Below are 13,313 nucleotides of genomic sequence, written 5' to 3' on the forward strand. Positions count from 1 at the left end.
CGGCAATGCCTCCGCCACGCAACCGCGGACAAAAAAGCCCCGCACGATGGCGGGGCTTCAGTTGAGCACAGGTTTAGGTGTTTAAAACTTCGCCGAGACACCAACGCGGTATGTGCGGCCATAGAATTCGTTTTCCACCAGTTGACGGGAATTGCCGATGGTGCGACGCCACACCGATTTGTTGAGGTTCTTGCCCTCGACGAACAGTTGCAGGTTCTGCGTAACCGCATAACCGATCTTCATATCGAGCTTGCCATTGGCCGCCGTATAGATATCGGTGTCGCGGCTTTCCCCAAGGGTATCGAGGTACTTAGAGCGATAGGTGTAGGCGATGCGCGCGTTCCAGCCGTATTTTTCATAGGTCAGTTCGGCGGTGCCGGTCAGGTCGGAGGTATAGATCAGCGGCACATCTTCGCTACGGCCTGGCGCGCCATCGGTGCTCGACTCCTGCGCGGTCATGTTGAACGAGGTACCGAGCCCGTCGAAAGGCGCCGGCAGGCTGTCGAACTGCATGAGGAAGTTGAATTCGACTCCGGAAACCTTGGCCGACTTCAGGTTTTGCGACTGGGTGATCTTGGCGCCGTTATAAAGCGTGCCGTTGATCGTCTCGTTGTCAGCATCGCGCTCGGTGACAAAGATCGGATTGTCGATCGACTTGTAGAAGGCGGCGACCGAAATCATGCCCTTTTTGCCGAAATAGTGCTCGTAGCCGGCATCGAGATTGACCGAGGTCAGCGGATCAAGGTCCGGATTGCCGATTTCCAGTTCGATATCGTCATCGTCATGATTGACGGCGACGCGCGGCGCCAGGTCGACATAGTTCGGACGGCCGATCGAGGTGGTGGCAGCGAAACGGACGAGCGAATTGTTGTTGAAGTCGTAGCGGCCGACCAGCGAGGGGAACAGGTCGGTATAGGACTTCTTGCCAAAGCTGTTGAAGGCCCCGGCCGCTTCCAGGTCCGCTTCCGTTTCGATGGCGGCGGTATCGTAGGCGATGGCCTTGTAGGTGGCATCGGTCTGCTCGACACGCAGGCCGGGGATCAGGGTCAGGTCGCCCTTGCGGATGGTGGCCTGGATATAGGCCGCCGCCACCTTTTCGCGGACATCATAGTCGCCGCCCAGTTCATCGGCGATGCTTTCGCCGACATTCAGTTCCATCAGGCCATTGGCTTCGGCGTAGTCGAGCGACTTGAGGAAATCGACCGTAGGACCGAATTCACGGCCATAGAGGCTGCCGGCATCGTAGGATTCAAAATCGCTCAGCTTCATGTCGCTGAGATCATAGTAGCGGTAATCGACGGCGCTGCGCTTGTGACGCTCTGAATACTTCGCGCCCATCTTGAAGGTGGTGTCGCCACCGAAAGCCGAGGTCGGCAGGGTGTAGTCGGCCGATGCCTGGGTCAGGGTCTCGCGGGCGTGGTCGGCTTCCAGTTCCGCCGACTTGGCGGTGTATTTGGTGGCGTCATAGGCCACGTCGTTCGGGCTGACCCTAAACAGCAGGTCGGACAGGTCATAGGTGCCCGATACGGCATTCTTCTTGGTCGCATAGGCGAAGTTGTAACGGGGATCGTCGTCCTTGATGGCCGTCGAACTGGTGGCATCGACCTTCAGCTTGCCGGCACCGACCGTGAATTCACCGCCCAGATTGACCGTGGCGATATGTTCGTCTTCAAAACGATACTTGGCGTTCCGGTTGGCGGCCTTGCCGGCGGCGAACGTGCCGTCGTCATTGAGCGCGTCTTCCAGATTGACGCGGAATTCCTGGCGCTGCTCCATGTCGGTGAAGTGCGAGAACAGGGTGCGGGCATAGAGATGCACGTCATCGTTCGGCTTGTAGTCGAAATTCAGCGCCGCGCCCTGGCGGTTGCGGATGACGTAATAGTCGCGCAGGCGCCAGTCATCCGGCTTGCCGTCTACCCAGTTGTCGGAGCCCTGGAAATTATCCGAAGCCTGCGGACGGCGCGAGGCATTCAGCGCGGCCACGATGCCGAATGCATTGTTCGGACCGAAGCGCGTGCCGGCTGAGATATCAGTGTCGTAGGAGGTCTTGTCGTTCAGTTCGATGTAGCCGGCCGAATAGCGGGCGCTGAGGAACGGTTTCTTGCGATCGAAAGCCGAAAGGGTCTGGATATTCACCGCGCCGGCAATGGCGCTGGCGTCGTATTCGGCGGTCTGGCTCTTGATGACTTCGACCGATCCGATCAGGCCGGTCGGGATGGTGTCCAGCTTCACCGAACGCGTATCGGATTCGGGGGCGGCGGCGTCCTGGCCGTTGACACGAACGGCGGCGAGCGACGGATCGAGCCCCCGGATGACGACATACCGGCCCTCGCCCTGATCATCGACCACCGCGACGCCCGGCATACGCGCCACCACTTCACCGACATTCTGGTCCGGCAGCTTGCCGGCGTCATTGGCGGTGACCACTTCCTTGGTAACCGAAGCAAATTTTTTCTGCTCCATCGACTGGCGCTCGGCGGCGCGCGTGCCGAAGACGACAACCTCGATCGGCGCGTCAGCCGCCGCGGCGGCCGTGGTTATGGCTTCCTGCGCCTGTGTCTGACCGGCGGACAGAGTGAATGCGAGAGGCGCCACGGCGGCGCCGGCAAGCAAATATTTCATTTTCGACATTAACAGCCCCACAATTTAAAAAATTTACAGTTTAATTTATGCAAATTTTGGTATTACACGGATGTGATCGCTATTAAGGACAGCAGATGATGAATTTCACAACATTTTATAACAGATTTATGACAACAAACTTAGCATTTATAAGTGTTGCTTGTTTATCATCATGCGCACCTATACATAAAGAACTCATCTCGGACTCTATACTTGTTTCACACGGCACCGGCACACCCGTTATGGCCGCTGCCGAGACCGAGGCAGTCGCCACAAAAGCGCTCGACAGCGCCGACGACCCGGAAATCTGGGTCGATGCGAAGGATCCCCGCCGCGCCCTGATTTACGCCACCGACAAGAAGGCCGGGCTTTACGTCTATGATCTGACCGGCAAGCAGGTACAGTTCCTGGCCGTCGGCCCCATGAACAATGTCGATCTGCGCAGCGACCTGGCCCTCACTGGCCTGCCGGAAACGGTCATCGCCGCTTCCGATCGCGTCAAGGGCGGAGCGGCAATATTCAAACTCGACCCCGTTACTCTGCAAACGAAGCCCTGGGGTTTCGTGCCCATGCCGACCAGCGAAGCCTATGGCTTCTGCATGGGTGTTACCAAGGACAACCAACTGACCTTCATCATGGTCGGCAAGAATGGCGATGTGACCCAGTCGGTCATCACCAGCGAAAATGGCCAGCCCCAGGCCCGTATCGTGAGGCAATTCGCCGTCGGCACCCAGTCGGAAGGCTGTGTGGTAGATGACACCAGCGGACGCCTCTATATCGCCGAGGAAAATGTCGCCCTGTGGCAATATGGGCTTGACCCTGTCAGCGGCACGGCGCGCACGGCGCTGGAAACCCTTCCTTCGCAGAAGCTGGTAGCCGATATCGAGGGGCTGACCCTGCTGCGCGAGGGACAGAAAACCTTCCTGATCGCCTCAAGCCAAGGCGACAGCGCCTTCGCGGTCTGGCGCGTTGAAGGCGAAACGCCAGCCTATCAGGGTCGCTTTTCGGTCTATCCGGGCAACGGCATAGACGCCGTCACCGGCACGGATGGCGTGGCAGCACTGGGCGACCAGGTCGGCCCCTACGGCAAGGGCGTCGTGGTGATGCAGGACGATTCCGACACCGATGGCGAAACACCTGCCACCGCCCGTCAGCGCCAAAACTTCAAGATCGTTGACTGGAACGAGATCGTGAAGGCCCTGAAAATACAATAACAAAAGGCGGCCGCATCTGCAGCCGCCTTTTCTTTATCCCAACTCCTTGGAGCGCTTGTGCGCTGCGTCAACCGACGCAAGGATCAGTTCGTCCAGCCCTTCGCCCGGCTTGCACAGGATATTGAGGGCCGCTTCGGTCGTGCCGCCCGGAGAAGCGACTTTTTTGATCAGGGCTTCCGGGTCTTCACCGGTTTCATCGAGTAGGCGCGCCGCCGAAATCAGCGTGCCGCGCGCCAGGTCGCGGGCGTGGCTGTATGACAGGCCATTGGCCCTGCCGGCCTTTTCCAGCGCCCGCACGAAGGCATAGACATAGGCCGGCCCCGAACCGGAAACGGCCGTGGCCGAATTGATCTGGTCCTCGTCCGCCAGTTCCACCGTCTGGGCCATGGGCGCGAACAGGCCGCGCGCCGCGTCCATACCCGCCGCCGTGTCGGCATAGAGGCTGGCCACGCCCTTGCCGGTGGCCACGCCCGTGGTCGGCATGACGCGCGCCGTGGGATGACCGGCAAATGCCTGCTTGAGCTGGGTAGTCGTCACCCCGGCCATGACCGAGACAATCACGGCGGCCTTGTCGATATTGCCGCTGAGAATTTGGGCCACGGCGTGCCAGCCCTGCGGCTTGACGGCGAGGATGATGGTTTTCGCGGCGTGCCAGGTTTCGGGCAGCGGATTGAGCTTCGCGCCGTCAGCGGCATAGGCTTGCGCTTCTTCACTGGGCTTCAGGTCGAGGATCATCACGTCCGGGGGCGTAACATGCCCCTGAACACGAAAGCCCTTGAGGATTGAGGAGCCGAGCGCCCCGGCGCCCACAAGAAGGATCGGTTTGGCGAGACTCATTTTTTGGATATCCTCAGACTGATGCGTCCGTTTTTAATAGGTTTGGCGGCTCACCGGCGCAAGTGCCCGCCGGGCCGCTAAGTGATGAATTCAGGCCTCGCGCCCCTAAGCTTCACCCCTGGTCTCGAACAGACAGGCGGCAAAGGCGTCGGAGGCCGTGCTGACGCCCTTGAACCAGAAATCGAAAGCCGGAAAGAAACGATCCACCGCCTCGGCGGCGCTGTTGATCATGTGGGCGCTGGCCATGACCGAACTGCGTTCCAGCGGATTAAGCGCCACCGTATGACGGAAGATGACGTCATAGACGCCTTGCCCGTCCGCGGCTTCCGTATCGCGGAACACCTCGAAATGCCCAAACCAGACATGCGAATTGACCAGGCACAGCAGTTCGTAAAGCCCGCCCAGGCGGTTTTCCGCCAGGGGCACGCCCACGCCGCTCTCGACATCGAGCGAGCAGCACAGTTGCAGGCAATCGCCTTCCGGCCGCCACGAAAACCACATCTCGTAAGTGCGCCAGTCGCCGGCGAGGGCGAAACCAAGATCGCCTTCCGGCGTACGCTCGAATTCCAGCCCTTCCTCGGTCAGGATGGATTCCACCATGTCGAGCGGATCGAACGGGGCATCGCTGTCGAGGGTTTGCGGGGTATTCATGAAAACTCGTTCTAAACGTAAAAGTTAGTCTTGCGGCACTTCGGTGTCTGGCTTCACGCCCTTGCCCTTCGGCTTCACCGACAAGGCAGCGACCGCCGCGCGCAGTTCAGCCACTTCGGCCCGCAGTGCGTCCAGTTCATCGCGGCGCACCAGGTCCATTTCAGCAACGAAGCGATCACCCTGGGCGCGGAAAGCCGCCTTGGCCTCTTCGCCCGCCGCCTGGGCCAGCGACATGGCGCCCGTGGTCATCTTGGCCAGTTCGTCGAGGAAGGGGTTTTGGCTTTGCATCACAGGCACTCCGAAGAAATAAGACGCTGTCTATATAGGCGCTTATCTCATTTCCGACAAACTTTTCATGATTCTGGCGATACCGCTTCTCTTTTGTGGCGACGAGTCACAGCAGAGTTGTTAATAGGCAGGTATGATACCGCTCAGTCGCCGCGAGGCTCCTCGCAAAGGCTCGGGCGCACAGTCGTGCTTGCCGAAGTCCGAAGACTTCGGAACCCATCGGAGACCCTATGCCCTTGAACATGCCTAATATAAACCCTGTCATGTTGCCTTTGGGGCCGCTGGAAATCCGTTGGTATGCCGTGGCCTATATTGCCGGCATTGTGTGCGGCTGGCTCTATATAGCGGCATTGATAAAGAAAGAAAGCCTGTGGGCGCCGCGCCGCGCGCCGGTCAGCAGTGCCCAGCTCGACGACCTGATCCTGTGGATCACGCTCGGCATCATTATCGGCGGCCGCATAGGCTATATTCTCTTCTACGACGCGTCGATCATCTGGAAACATCCGCTCGAAGTCTTCATGATCCAGCACGGCGGCATGTCGTTCCACGGCGGCTTTACCGGCGTGGCGGTGGCCACCATACTCTATTGCCGCGCGCAAAAATTCTCCCTGCCGCGAATGCTAAACCTGGGCGACCTGCTGGCCTGCGCCGCGCCGATCGGCCTGTTCTTCGGCCGCATCGCCAACTTCATCAATGGCGAGCTGTGGGGCCGCGTCACCCATGTGCCGTGGGGCATGGTGTTCTGCAACCAGTATATTGAGAAGCAGTATAACGACATCTGCCCGGCCGGTCTGGAGCCGCGCCATCCCAGCCAGCTTTATGAAGCCCTGGGCGAAGGCCTTCTGCTGTTCATCCTGCTGTGGGTGTTGGCGAGCTTCTACCGCAAGTTCAATCGTCCCGGCCTGATCATGGGCACCTTCATCGCCGGCTACGGCATTATCCGCATCCTGCTGGAAAATGTCCGCGAACCCGACGCACAGATGCTGCCCTTCTTCAAAAACATCATCACCATGGGGCAGTCCCTCTCCCTGGTCATGGTCGCCGTCGGCGGCTTCCTGATCTGGCGCGCGCTCAAAACGCCGGTGCCTGAGCCCGAAGCGGAACCTGAAGTGCCTGTCGAGACCGCCGAGCTTGATGGCTAGTTCATGATACCTGCTTATAAATCCTCCCCTCTTGGAGGGGAGGTGCCGAGCAACGCGCAGACCGCAGGTCGCAGCGCGTCGAGGCGGAGGGGTAAAGACCACACTCTCTAAACGCCGGTATTTACCCATCCACCGCTCCGCGGTCCCCCTCCCCTCCAAGAGGGGAGGATTTTATAGCGATCCAATTATGCCTTCAGACTCTGCCCCCTCTTCCCCTTTGACAGACCGCCTGATCGAGCAGATCACGCTCGAAGGCCCAATGCCGGTAGATGCCTATATGGCCCGCTGTCTGCTCGATCCGATCGACGGCTATTACACAAAACATGCCGCGCTTGGTGCGGATGGCGATTTCATCACCGCGCCGCTGGTCTCGCAAATGTTCGGCGAAATGATCGGCGTCTGGATGGCTCAGACCTGGCTATCAATGGGATCACCCGCCCCCTTCCGGCTGGTTGAGATCGGCGGCGGCGACGGCACCCTGATGAGCGATATCCTGCGCGTCGCCGAGCTTGTGCCTGGCCTGCGCGAAGCCGCTGAAGTCACCCTGGTCGAAATCTCGCCGCCCCTGCGCGCCCTGCAAGGCCAAAAGGTGCCGGACACCGCCTTCGTGTCCTCGCTGGATGGCGTGCCCGAAGACCTGCCGGTCATTGTGATCGCCAATGAATTACTCGACTGCCTGCCGGCGCGGCAATTCATCCGCGCTGAAACCGGCTGGTTCGAGCGCTGCGTCGGCCTGCAGGATGGTGCGCTCGCCTTTGGGCTTGTGCCAGCGGGTCAAGAGTTTGTCCCGCCGTTCGATGCCGCCATCGGCGATCTGGTGGAAGTTTCACTTGCCCAGAACCGGCTGGCCGAAAACCTGGCCCTGCTGATCAAGAAGGCCAATGGCGCCGCCCTGCTGATCGATTACGGCCGCGACAAACCAGAGCCTGGCGACACACTCCAGGCGCTTTATCGCCATCAAAAACATGATCCGCTCGAAGCGCCCGGCCAACATGATCTGACCGTCTGGGCCGATTTCCCGGCGGTCGCGGCGGCGGCGGCGCGAATGGGTGTCACCGTCAGCCCGATCACCGCCCAGCGTGATTTCCTGAAGCGCCTCGGCATCGATGCCCGTCACGCAGCGCTTCGTGAACGCAATCGTGATCAGGCCGAAAAACTCCAGCGCCAGTACGACCGGCTCATGGCGCCCAACCAGATGGGCACCCTGTTCAAGGTTCTGGGCCTGTCCTTTCCGGACAGCGTTAACCTCTTCGCGCTTGAAGCGAACGTGACCGCCCTGTAGGATAAAAACAGGCGCAAAAAGAGCCTTTTAAATCGCCGGCGGACACAAAACCGCCGCAGCCGTCCGCCTTGATGGCGACGCCACACACAGACATTCCCATAGCTTAAGTCGCGCCCCTAAGGCTTTGCGATTATGGCTCTTTTTACAGTAACAGGTTTCCTACATGTCCTTGCTGCCTTCGCGTATCCTGCACCCGCTTCTCGATCTCGCCCAGATTCAACACGGCTTCTTCACCCGCCACGGCGGCGTTTCGCAGGATCTCTACGGCAGCCTCAATCTCGGCCTCGGCTCAAAGGATGAACCCGACGCCGTGCTGGAAAACCGCAAGCGCGTGGCCGCTTCTTTCGGTCGCCCGGAAAACTACCTGCTAAGTCTCTATCAGGTCCATTCCAGCATTGCTCTCAAGGTCAATGAGCCCTTCACCGGCGAACGACCGGAAGCTGATGGCCTGGTCACCGCTCGCGCCGGTGTGATCCTCTCGGCGCTTTCGGCCGATTGCGCGCCGATCCTGTTCTGCGATCCGCAAAGCCGCGTCGTCGGTTCGTGTCATGCCGGCTGGAAGGGCGCGCTTGGCGGCGTTATCGAGGCCACGCTTAAGGCCATGGCCCAGCAGGGCGCCAAGACGGAACGCATCCGCGCCGTCATCGGCCCGTGCATTCAGCAAGCCTCCTATGAGGTCAGCGCAGATTACGAAGCGACCTTCGTGAAGGAAGACCCGGAGTCGAAAGCCTTCTTCATTCAGGCCAATGACCTCGATAAGCGGATGTTCGACTTGCCCGGCTACTGCCTGATGCGCCTGAAGCGCGCCGGCTGCGCTGAAACAGCCTCCACCGGTCATGATACCTGCGCCGACGCGGCCCAGTTCTATTCCAACCGCCGCGCGGTCAAAACCGGCGAGCCGGATTACGGCCGCCTGATTTCCTGCATCATGATCCGGGCCTGATCAGCGCTTGACGGTACAACTGGTGCGCTGCGGATCGACGATATGGACATCGCGCGCATCGCGGTTCTCGTCGCGCTCGAAATAGACCGCCGGCTGGCCCGACTTGTCGGGCTGGAGGTGGCCGATTGCACCGGCGAACTGACCGGTGGTCAGGCGGATGATGTCGCCCGCGCCGCGCACCCATTTGCCGGATGTATTCGCGGTCGTATAAGTGCCCTGCTGATTGAGTTGCAGAAAGCCCATGTTGGAGTAGCGAAGTTCATAGTGGTAGTCCTGTCCGGCCACGACGCCGCCCATGCGCTCCATCCAGGCGCAGGTCAGCCGGCCTTTCGGCACAATGCCGGCCGTCGGCGCAGCGCCCGGCGCCTTGAAAGCCAGCGCACCGGAGACATAGCCGCTGACCGAATAGACCTCCCCCGCCGGGATGAAGGCATTGAGATAGCCGCCTATGCCGTTTGATGTACACGGCCCCGACAGTTCAACATGGGCCCGGTCCTGCTCCGAATAAAAGACGCATCTACTGTTTTCGAGGTAAGACCGGTTGGCGACCAGAGGCAGGTTTACCGTCTGTCCCTGGATCACGACCGTCGAACTGCCGGTGAACTGCCCGCCTTTGAGAACCGCCGTGACCGACCAGGTGCCCAGGGGACGACCATCACGGTCCGTCAGGACACCATTGCCGGTGACCGCGCCCATATTGGCGGTAACCGGCGTGCCCGGTGACGGTTGCGGCACAGCGGCCATGGCCGGCAAGGCGGCAAGCCAGATGGCGCCCCAGAAGGCACCCAGGATATAATGGTATGATTTGCGCATGGAATCCGCCCCCCTTGATTGTCCGGTATCTAATCCACAAACCGGCCGCTGCAACAAGTCCAGAACCCGCAATCCACTTCATCCCAATGAGCCGCTTAGCACAGACCGGCAATTTTTAACTATTTACGACGTTTTGGTCTTGAACCGCGGCTTTCACCTGCTAAAAGCCGCCTCATATGACCAATCCCTCCATAGCCGCTACGGGAAAACCCGCCATGAAACTGCTCTCCGCCAACTCCAACCGGACCCTGGCCCAGAATATCGGTGATTATCTCGACATGCCGCTGTGCAAGGCGCGCGTCCAGCGCTTCGCCGACAACGAAATCTTCGTTACCATCGATGAAAATGTCCGCGGCGAAGACGTCTTCGTCATCCAGTCGACCAGCTTCCCGGCCAACGACAACCTGATGGAACTGCTGATCTGCATAGACGCCCTGACCCGCGCCTCGGCCAAGCGCATCACCGCCGTCATCCCCTATTTCGGCTATGCCCGACAGGACCGCAAGACCGGCGGCCGCACGCCGATCTCGGCCAAGCTGGTGGCCAACCTGATCACCCGCGCCGGCGCCCACCGCGTGCTGACCATGGACCTGCACGCCGGCCAGATCCAGGGCTTCTTCGATATCCCGACCGACAACCTGGTCGCCATCCCCTTCATGGCCAAGGACATTCAGGCCAATTACAAAAACGCCTCCGACCTGATGATTGTATCGCCGGATGTCGGCGGCGTGGTCCGCGCCCGCGCCCTGGCTGATCGTCTTGGCGGCGATCTCGCCATTGTCGACAAGCGTCGCCCGCGCGCCGGCGAATCCGAAGTCATGAACATCATCGGCGACGTCACCGGCCGCGACTGTATCCTGTTCGACGATATCGTTGACTCCGGCGGCACCCTGGTCAATGCGGCCAAGGCGATCCTTGAACGCGGCGCCACCTCGGTTTCGGCCTATATCAGCCACGGCGTACTGTCGGGCGAAGCCATCAACCGCGTCGACAAGTCCGTCCTGAAGGAACTGGTGATCACCGACTCCATCGAGGCCCCGGAAGCTATCCGTAATCATCCGAAGGTCCGCATCGTCGGCGTCGCCCCCCTGATCGGCGAAGCGATACGCCGCATCGCCAACGAAGAGTCCGTATCGAAACTGTTCGATTAAGCCAGCGACTCACGAAAAACTTTTCGTGACAGGTCAAGTCTGAAATACCGCACAATTAACCGGACAGGCCATTGTTTTTATTAAACAATGGCCTGTTTTTCCTTGCGCGACCATTAACCTCTTAAGTTGCGCCGCGTCATAATTTCGGCGTTTTTGCTGTTGAACACTGCGCCATACGCGCTAAGCCTTTCTGAGGGGGCTTTGCGCCTTTCGTCACACAATAGGAATCGTTAGCCGCAGACCGGCACTTTCGGCTGCGGACACCTTGGACTCAAAGGGGAATATACGTATGAAGCTGGCACTCACCAAGGGCTTTGGCACCAGCCTGATCGCCCTTAGCTTTGCCATCACCTTGGCCGGCTGCGCCACCGATGCGCCGCCGCCGGCACCACCACCGCCGCCGCCAGCACCGGCCGGCCCGCCGGTCGCCCTCGCCAGCGAAATCTCCGATGCCGCCGCCGTCTACAAGGATTACATCGAGAAGGTCTCGGTCATGAAGGGCCAGTATGCCGATGGCGCGGCCATTCAGGCTCAGCTCGCCTCAGCCGAATCCTTCGAACCCAACCAACTTGCCCACGGCGCTGTGGCCTATGCTGCCATTGTGGCCATGCAGGAGCCCGCTTTCCGCTCCATTATGCGCACCTATGCCGCCAATGACGCGACACGCGCCGATATCAAGGCCAAGCTGATTGCCGATCCCGCCTATGCCGCGGTCATCCCCGGCGCTGATGCCGCCGCCCGCCGCATGATACTGGCCCTATCAAGCGACGGCCAATCCGTCTACAAGGCCGGCGCCGGCGTCAAACAGGCGGCCTATGACATTCAGCATGAAAAATGGTCCAAGGAATTCGTGGCCGACCGCGACGGCCGCCTGGCGCTCGCCAAGGCCAATTCCGTGACGCTCGCCAGCGTGCAGTCGGATGACAGCGCCCGGTTGCTGGCCGCCGCCCTTTCCGGCCAGGGCCTCATCACCAGCGCCGATACCGGCCAGTCCACCGGCCAGAGCACGGTTCAGGTTGGCCTGCCGGTTCAGGCCACGCAAGCCACGCCGGTTAACGGCGGCAATCCCGCCCTGATCCCTGATGCGGGCACGGCACCTGTCCCCGCCGAGGCTAGCGCGACTTCGGCCGCGACCAGCGTCTTCGATCGTCCGGACCTGTTCAACCAGCCCTACACCCGGGCCGTGAACCGCGCCCTGACGATCGCCGCCCTGGCCCTGCTTGGCGAAGGCGGCGAAACCAACCTGCCGACCCTGACCAGTCTGCTGGATGACGGCGACGGCCAGCGCTGCCTGCAAATGAGCAAACTCAACCTCTATCAGTGTCTGGCAGTCGCCAAGCCGCACTATGAGGATGTCTTCTGTGTCGGCCAGCACGTCCTGATGGATACTGGCCAATGCCTGGGCAAGATGTCGAGCAATGCGCTCAGCTTCGCGCCGGTCACCCGCGTCGGTTTCAAAGCGGACGGCACCTCGGCCTATGCCGATCCGAAGCCCTACCTCAAGCCAGCGCCGGTGAAGAAGGCAACGAAGAAGAAAACGTCCACGACCGCCAAGAAGAAAAAAGTAGTCCTGGCGCCTGATTAGGTCTTAAGGCGGCACGTCCAGTAGTGGGCGTGCCGCCTTTTTTTCCTTGCAGCGGTTGCTTTGCCGGGCATTGTCGTGTATCGGGATCGCCTCCAGAAATTCGGACCGCCGGGCCAATTGTGGTACCGGCGTATTTCTATTGAGGTTTATGGCTATGGCCGACATTATTCTTGACGTTGAAGTACGTGAGCGCACCGGCAGCGGTGGCGCGCGTGAAACCCGCAATGCCGGCAAGGTGCCGGGCATTCTCTATGGTGGTGACAAGGCCCCGGTGCCGATCGCCGTCAACCTGAACGAATTCCGCAAGGCGCTCTATACCGGCAAGCTGAACGGTCACCTGGTGACCCTGAAGTACGGTTCGGAAACCCAGAAGGTCATCGCCAAGTCGATCGACTTCCACCCGGTCACCGATGTGCCGATCCACTTCGACCTGTACCGCGTTGACGAACACGCCCAGATCAAGATCTCGGTTCCGGTTCACTTCAAGAACCACGAACTGTCGCCCGGCCTGAAGAAGGGCGCTGCCCTGAACGTCGCCATCCACGAACTGGAAATCCTGGTTCCGGCCGACCACATTCCGGAAGACATCATCGTTGACCTGACCGGCCTCGAAATCGGCCAGAGCGTCCACGTCTCCGACCTGAAGCTGCCTTCGGACGTCAGGGCGCATGTCGCCGGCTCGGAAGTCGTTGCCTCGATCACCGCCTCGGGCGCATCGAAGAGCGAAGACGCGGCGGAAGCCGCTGCCGCCTCAGAAGGCTAATGGGCAACTGTGTTTGAGTGTG

General features: G+C 60.4%; 12 protein-coding genes. 7 read left to right on the forward strand and 5 right to left on the reverse strand.

Features of this window, described 5'->3' with window-relative positions:
- Nucleotides 1-81: 81 nt before the first annotated feature.
- A complete protein-coding gene (locus NVV72_19320) occupies nucleotides 82-2,631 on the reverse strand; it encodes a TonB-dependent receptor (protein MCR6661358.1) in 2,550 nt (849 codons plus the stop codon).
- Nucleotides 2,632-2,750: 119 nt separating this feature from the next.
- Between NVV72_19320 and NVV72_19325 the strand changes: the two genes are divergently transcribed.
- Nucleotides 2,751-3,836, forward strand: coding sequence for a phytase (locus NVV72_19325; GenBank protein MCR6661359.1), 1,086 nt, complete (start codon nucleotides 2,751-2,753; stop codon nucleotides 3,834-3,836).
- Between the two features lie 33 nt (nucleotides 3,837-3,869).
- Here the strand turns inward: NVV72_19325 and proC are convergent, their stop codons facing one another.
- The 3 genes from proC to NVV72_19340 all read right to left on the reverse strand — a co-directional run bounded on the left by proC (nucleotide 3,870) and on the right by NVV72_19340 (nucleotide 5,612).
- Nucleotides 3,870-4,673, reverse strand: a complete 804-nt coding sequence (proC, locus tag NVV72_19330) for a pyrroline-5-carboxylate reductase (GenBank protein MCR6661360.1) — start codon at nucleotides 4,671-4,673, stop codon at nucleotides 3,870-3,872.
- A gap of 105 nt (nucleotides 4,674-4,778) precedes the next feature.
- Complete coding sequence (locus tag NVV72_19335) at nucleotides 4,779-5,324, reverse strand: YbjN domain-containing protein (GenBank protein ID MCR6661361.1); 546 nt, start codon at nucleotides 5,322-5,324, stop codon at nucleotides 4,779-4,781.
- Nucleotides 5,325-5,348: 24 nt separating this feature from the next.
- Nucleotides 5,349-5,612 (reverse strand): accessory factor UbiK family protein, encoded by a 264-nt coding sequence (locus tag NVV72_19340; GenBank protein ID MCR6661362.1) that lies wholly within the window; start codon nucleotides 5,610-5,612, stop codon nucleotides 5,349-5,351.
- Nucleotides 5,613-5,848: 236 nt separating this feature from the next.
- On the opposite strand from NVV72_19340, the gene lgt reads away from it, so the two are divergent.
- From lgt to pgeF, 3 genes are all read left to right on the forward strand, one after another.
- On the forward strand, nucleotides 5,849-6,754 hold the full coding sequence (lgt, locus tag NVV72_19345; protein ID MCR6661363.1) for a prolipoprotein diacylglyceryl transferase: 906 nt from the start codon (nucleotides 5,849-5,851) through the stop codon (nucleotides 6,752-6,754).
- Nucleotides 6,755-6,941: 187 nt separating this feature from the next.
- Nucleotides 6,942-8,036, forward strand: a complete 1,095-nt coding sequence (locus NVV72_19350) for an SAM-dependent methyltransferase (protein ID MCR6661364.1) — start codon at nucleotides 6,942-6,944, stop codon at nucleotides 8,034-8,036.
- A gap of 163 nt (nucleotides 8,037-8,199) precedes the next feature.
- On the forward strand, nucleotides 8,200-8,979 hold the full coding sequence (gene pgeF / locus NVV72_19355) for a peptidoglycan editing factor PgeF (GenBank protein ID MCR6661365.1): 780 nt from the start codon (nucleotides 8,200-8,202) through the stop codon (nucleotides 8,977-8,979).
- Here pgeF and NVV72_19360 read toward each other — a convergent pair whose 3' ends face one another.
- Nucleotides 8,980-9,792: a hypothetical protein gene (locus tag NVV72_19360; protein MCR6661366.1), complete on the reverse strand. Its 813-nt coding sequence runs from the start codon at nucleotides 9,790-9,792 to the stop codon at nucleotides 8,980-8,982.
- A gap of 215 nt (nucleotides 9,793-10,007) precedes the next feature.
- On the opposite strand from NVV72_19360, the gene NVV72_19365 reads away from it, so the two are divergent.
- From NVV72_19365 to NVV72_19375, 3 genes are all read left to right on the forward strand, one after another.
- The gene (locus NVV72_19365; protein MCR6661367.1) at nucleotides 10,008-10,943 is read left to right on the forward strand and encodes a ribose-phosphate pyrophosphokinase; all 936 of its coding nucleotides are present in this window, start codon (nucleotides 10,008-10,010) and stop codon (nucleotides 10,941-10,943) included.
- Between the two features lie 289 nt (nucleotides 10,944-11,232).
- Entirely contained in the window at nucleotides 11,233-12,528 is a 1,296-nt protein-coding gene (locus NVV72_19370) for a hypothetical protein (GenBank protein ID MCR6661368.1), read from the forward strand.
- Nucleotides 12,529-12,682: 154 nt separating this feature from the next.
- The gene (locus tag NVV72_19375) at nucleotides 12,683-13,291 is read left to right on the forward strand and encodes a 50S ribosomal protein L25/general stress protein Ctc (GenBank protein MCR6661369.1); all 609 of its coding nucleotides are present in this window, start codon (nucleotides 12,683-12,685) and stop codon (nucleotides 13,289-13,291) included.
- The last annotated feature ends 22 nt before the right edge of the window (nucleotides 13,292-13,313 follow it).

The sequence above is a fragment of the Asticcacaulis sp. genome, assembly GCA_024707255.1.
Taxonomy (GTDB): Bacteria; Pseudomonadota; Alphaproteobacteria; order Caulobacterales; family Caulobacteraceae; genus Asticcacaulis.

Bases quoted from the DNA above. Each gene is read 5' to 3' on its own strand.
- NVV72_19320 (MCR6661358.1), bottom strand. From the start codon at position 2,631: ATGTCGAAAATGAAATATTTGCTTGCCGGCGCCGCCGTGGCGCCTCTC.
- NVV72_19325 (MCR6661359.1), top strand. From the start codon at position 2,751: ATGACAACAAACTTAGCATTTATAAGTGTTGCTTGTTTATCATCATGC.
- proC (MCR6661360.1), bottom strand. From the start codon at position 4,673: ATGAGTCTCGCCAAACCGATCCTTCTTGTGGGCGCCGGGGCGCTCGGC.
- NVV72_19335 (MCR6661361.1), bottom strand. From the start codon at position 5,324: ATGAATACCCCGCAAACCCTCGACAGCGATGCCCCGTTCGATCCGCTC.
- NVV72_19340 (MCR6661362.1), bottom strand. From the start codon at position 5,612: ATGCAAAGCCAAAACCCCTTCCTCGACGAACTGGCCAAGATGACCACG.
- NVV72_19350 (MCR6661364.1), top strand. From the start codon at position 6,942: ATGCCTTCAGACTCTGCCCCCTCTTCCCCTTTGACAGACCGCCTGATC.
- pgeF (MCR6661365.1), top strand. From the start codon at position 8,200: ATGTCCTTGCTGCCTTCGCGTATCCTGCACCCGCTTCTCGATCTCGCC.
- NVV72_19360 (MCR6661366.1), bottom strand. From the start codon at position 9,792: ATGCGCAAATCATACCATTATATCCTGGGTGCCTTCTGGGGCGCCATC.
- NVV72_19365 (MCR6661367.1), top strand. From the start codon at position 10,008: ATGAAACTGCTCTCCGCCAACTCCAACCGGACCCTGGCCCAGAATATC.
- NVV72_19370 (MCR6661368.1), top strand. From the start codon at position 11,233: ATGAAGCTGGCACTCACCAAGGGCTTTGGCACCAGCCTGATCGCCCTT.
- NVV72_19375 (MCR6661369.1), top strand. From the start codon at position 12,683: ATGGCCGACATTATTCTTGACGTTGAAGTACGTGAGCGCACCGGCAGC.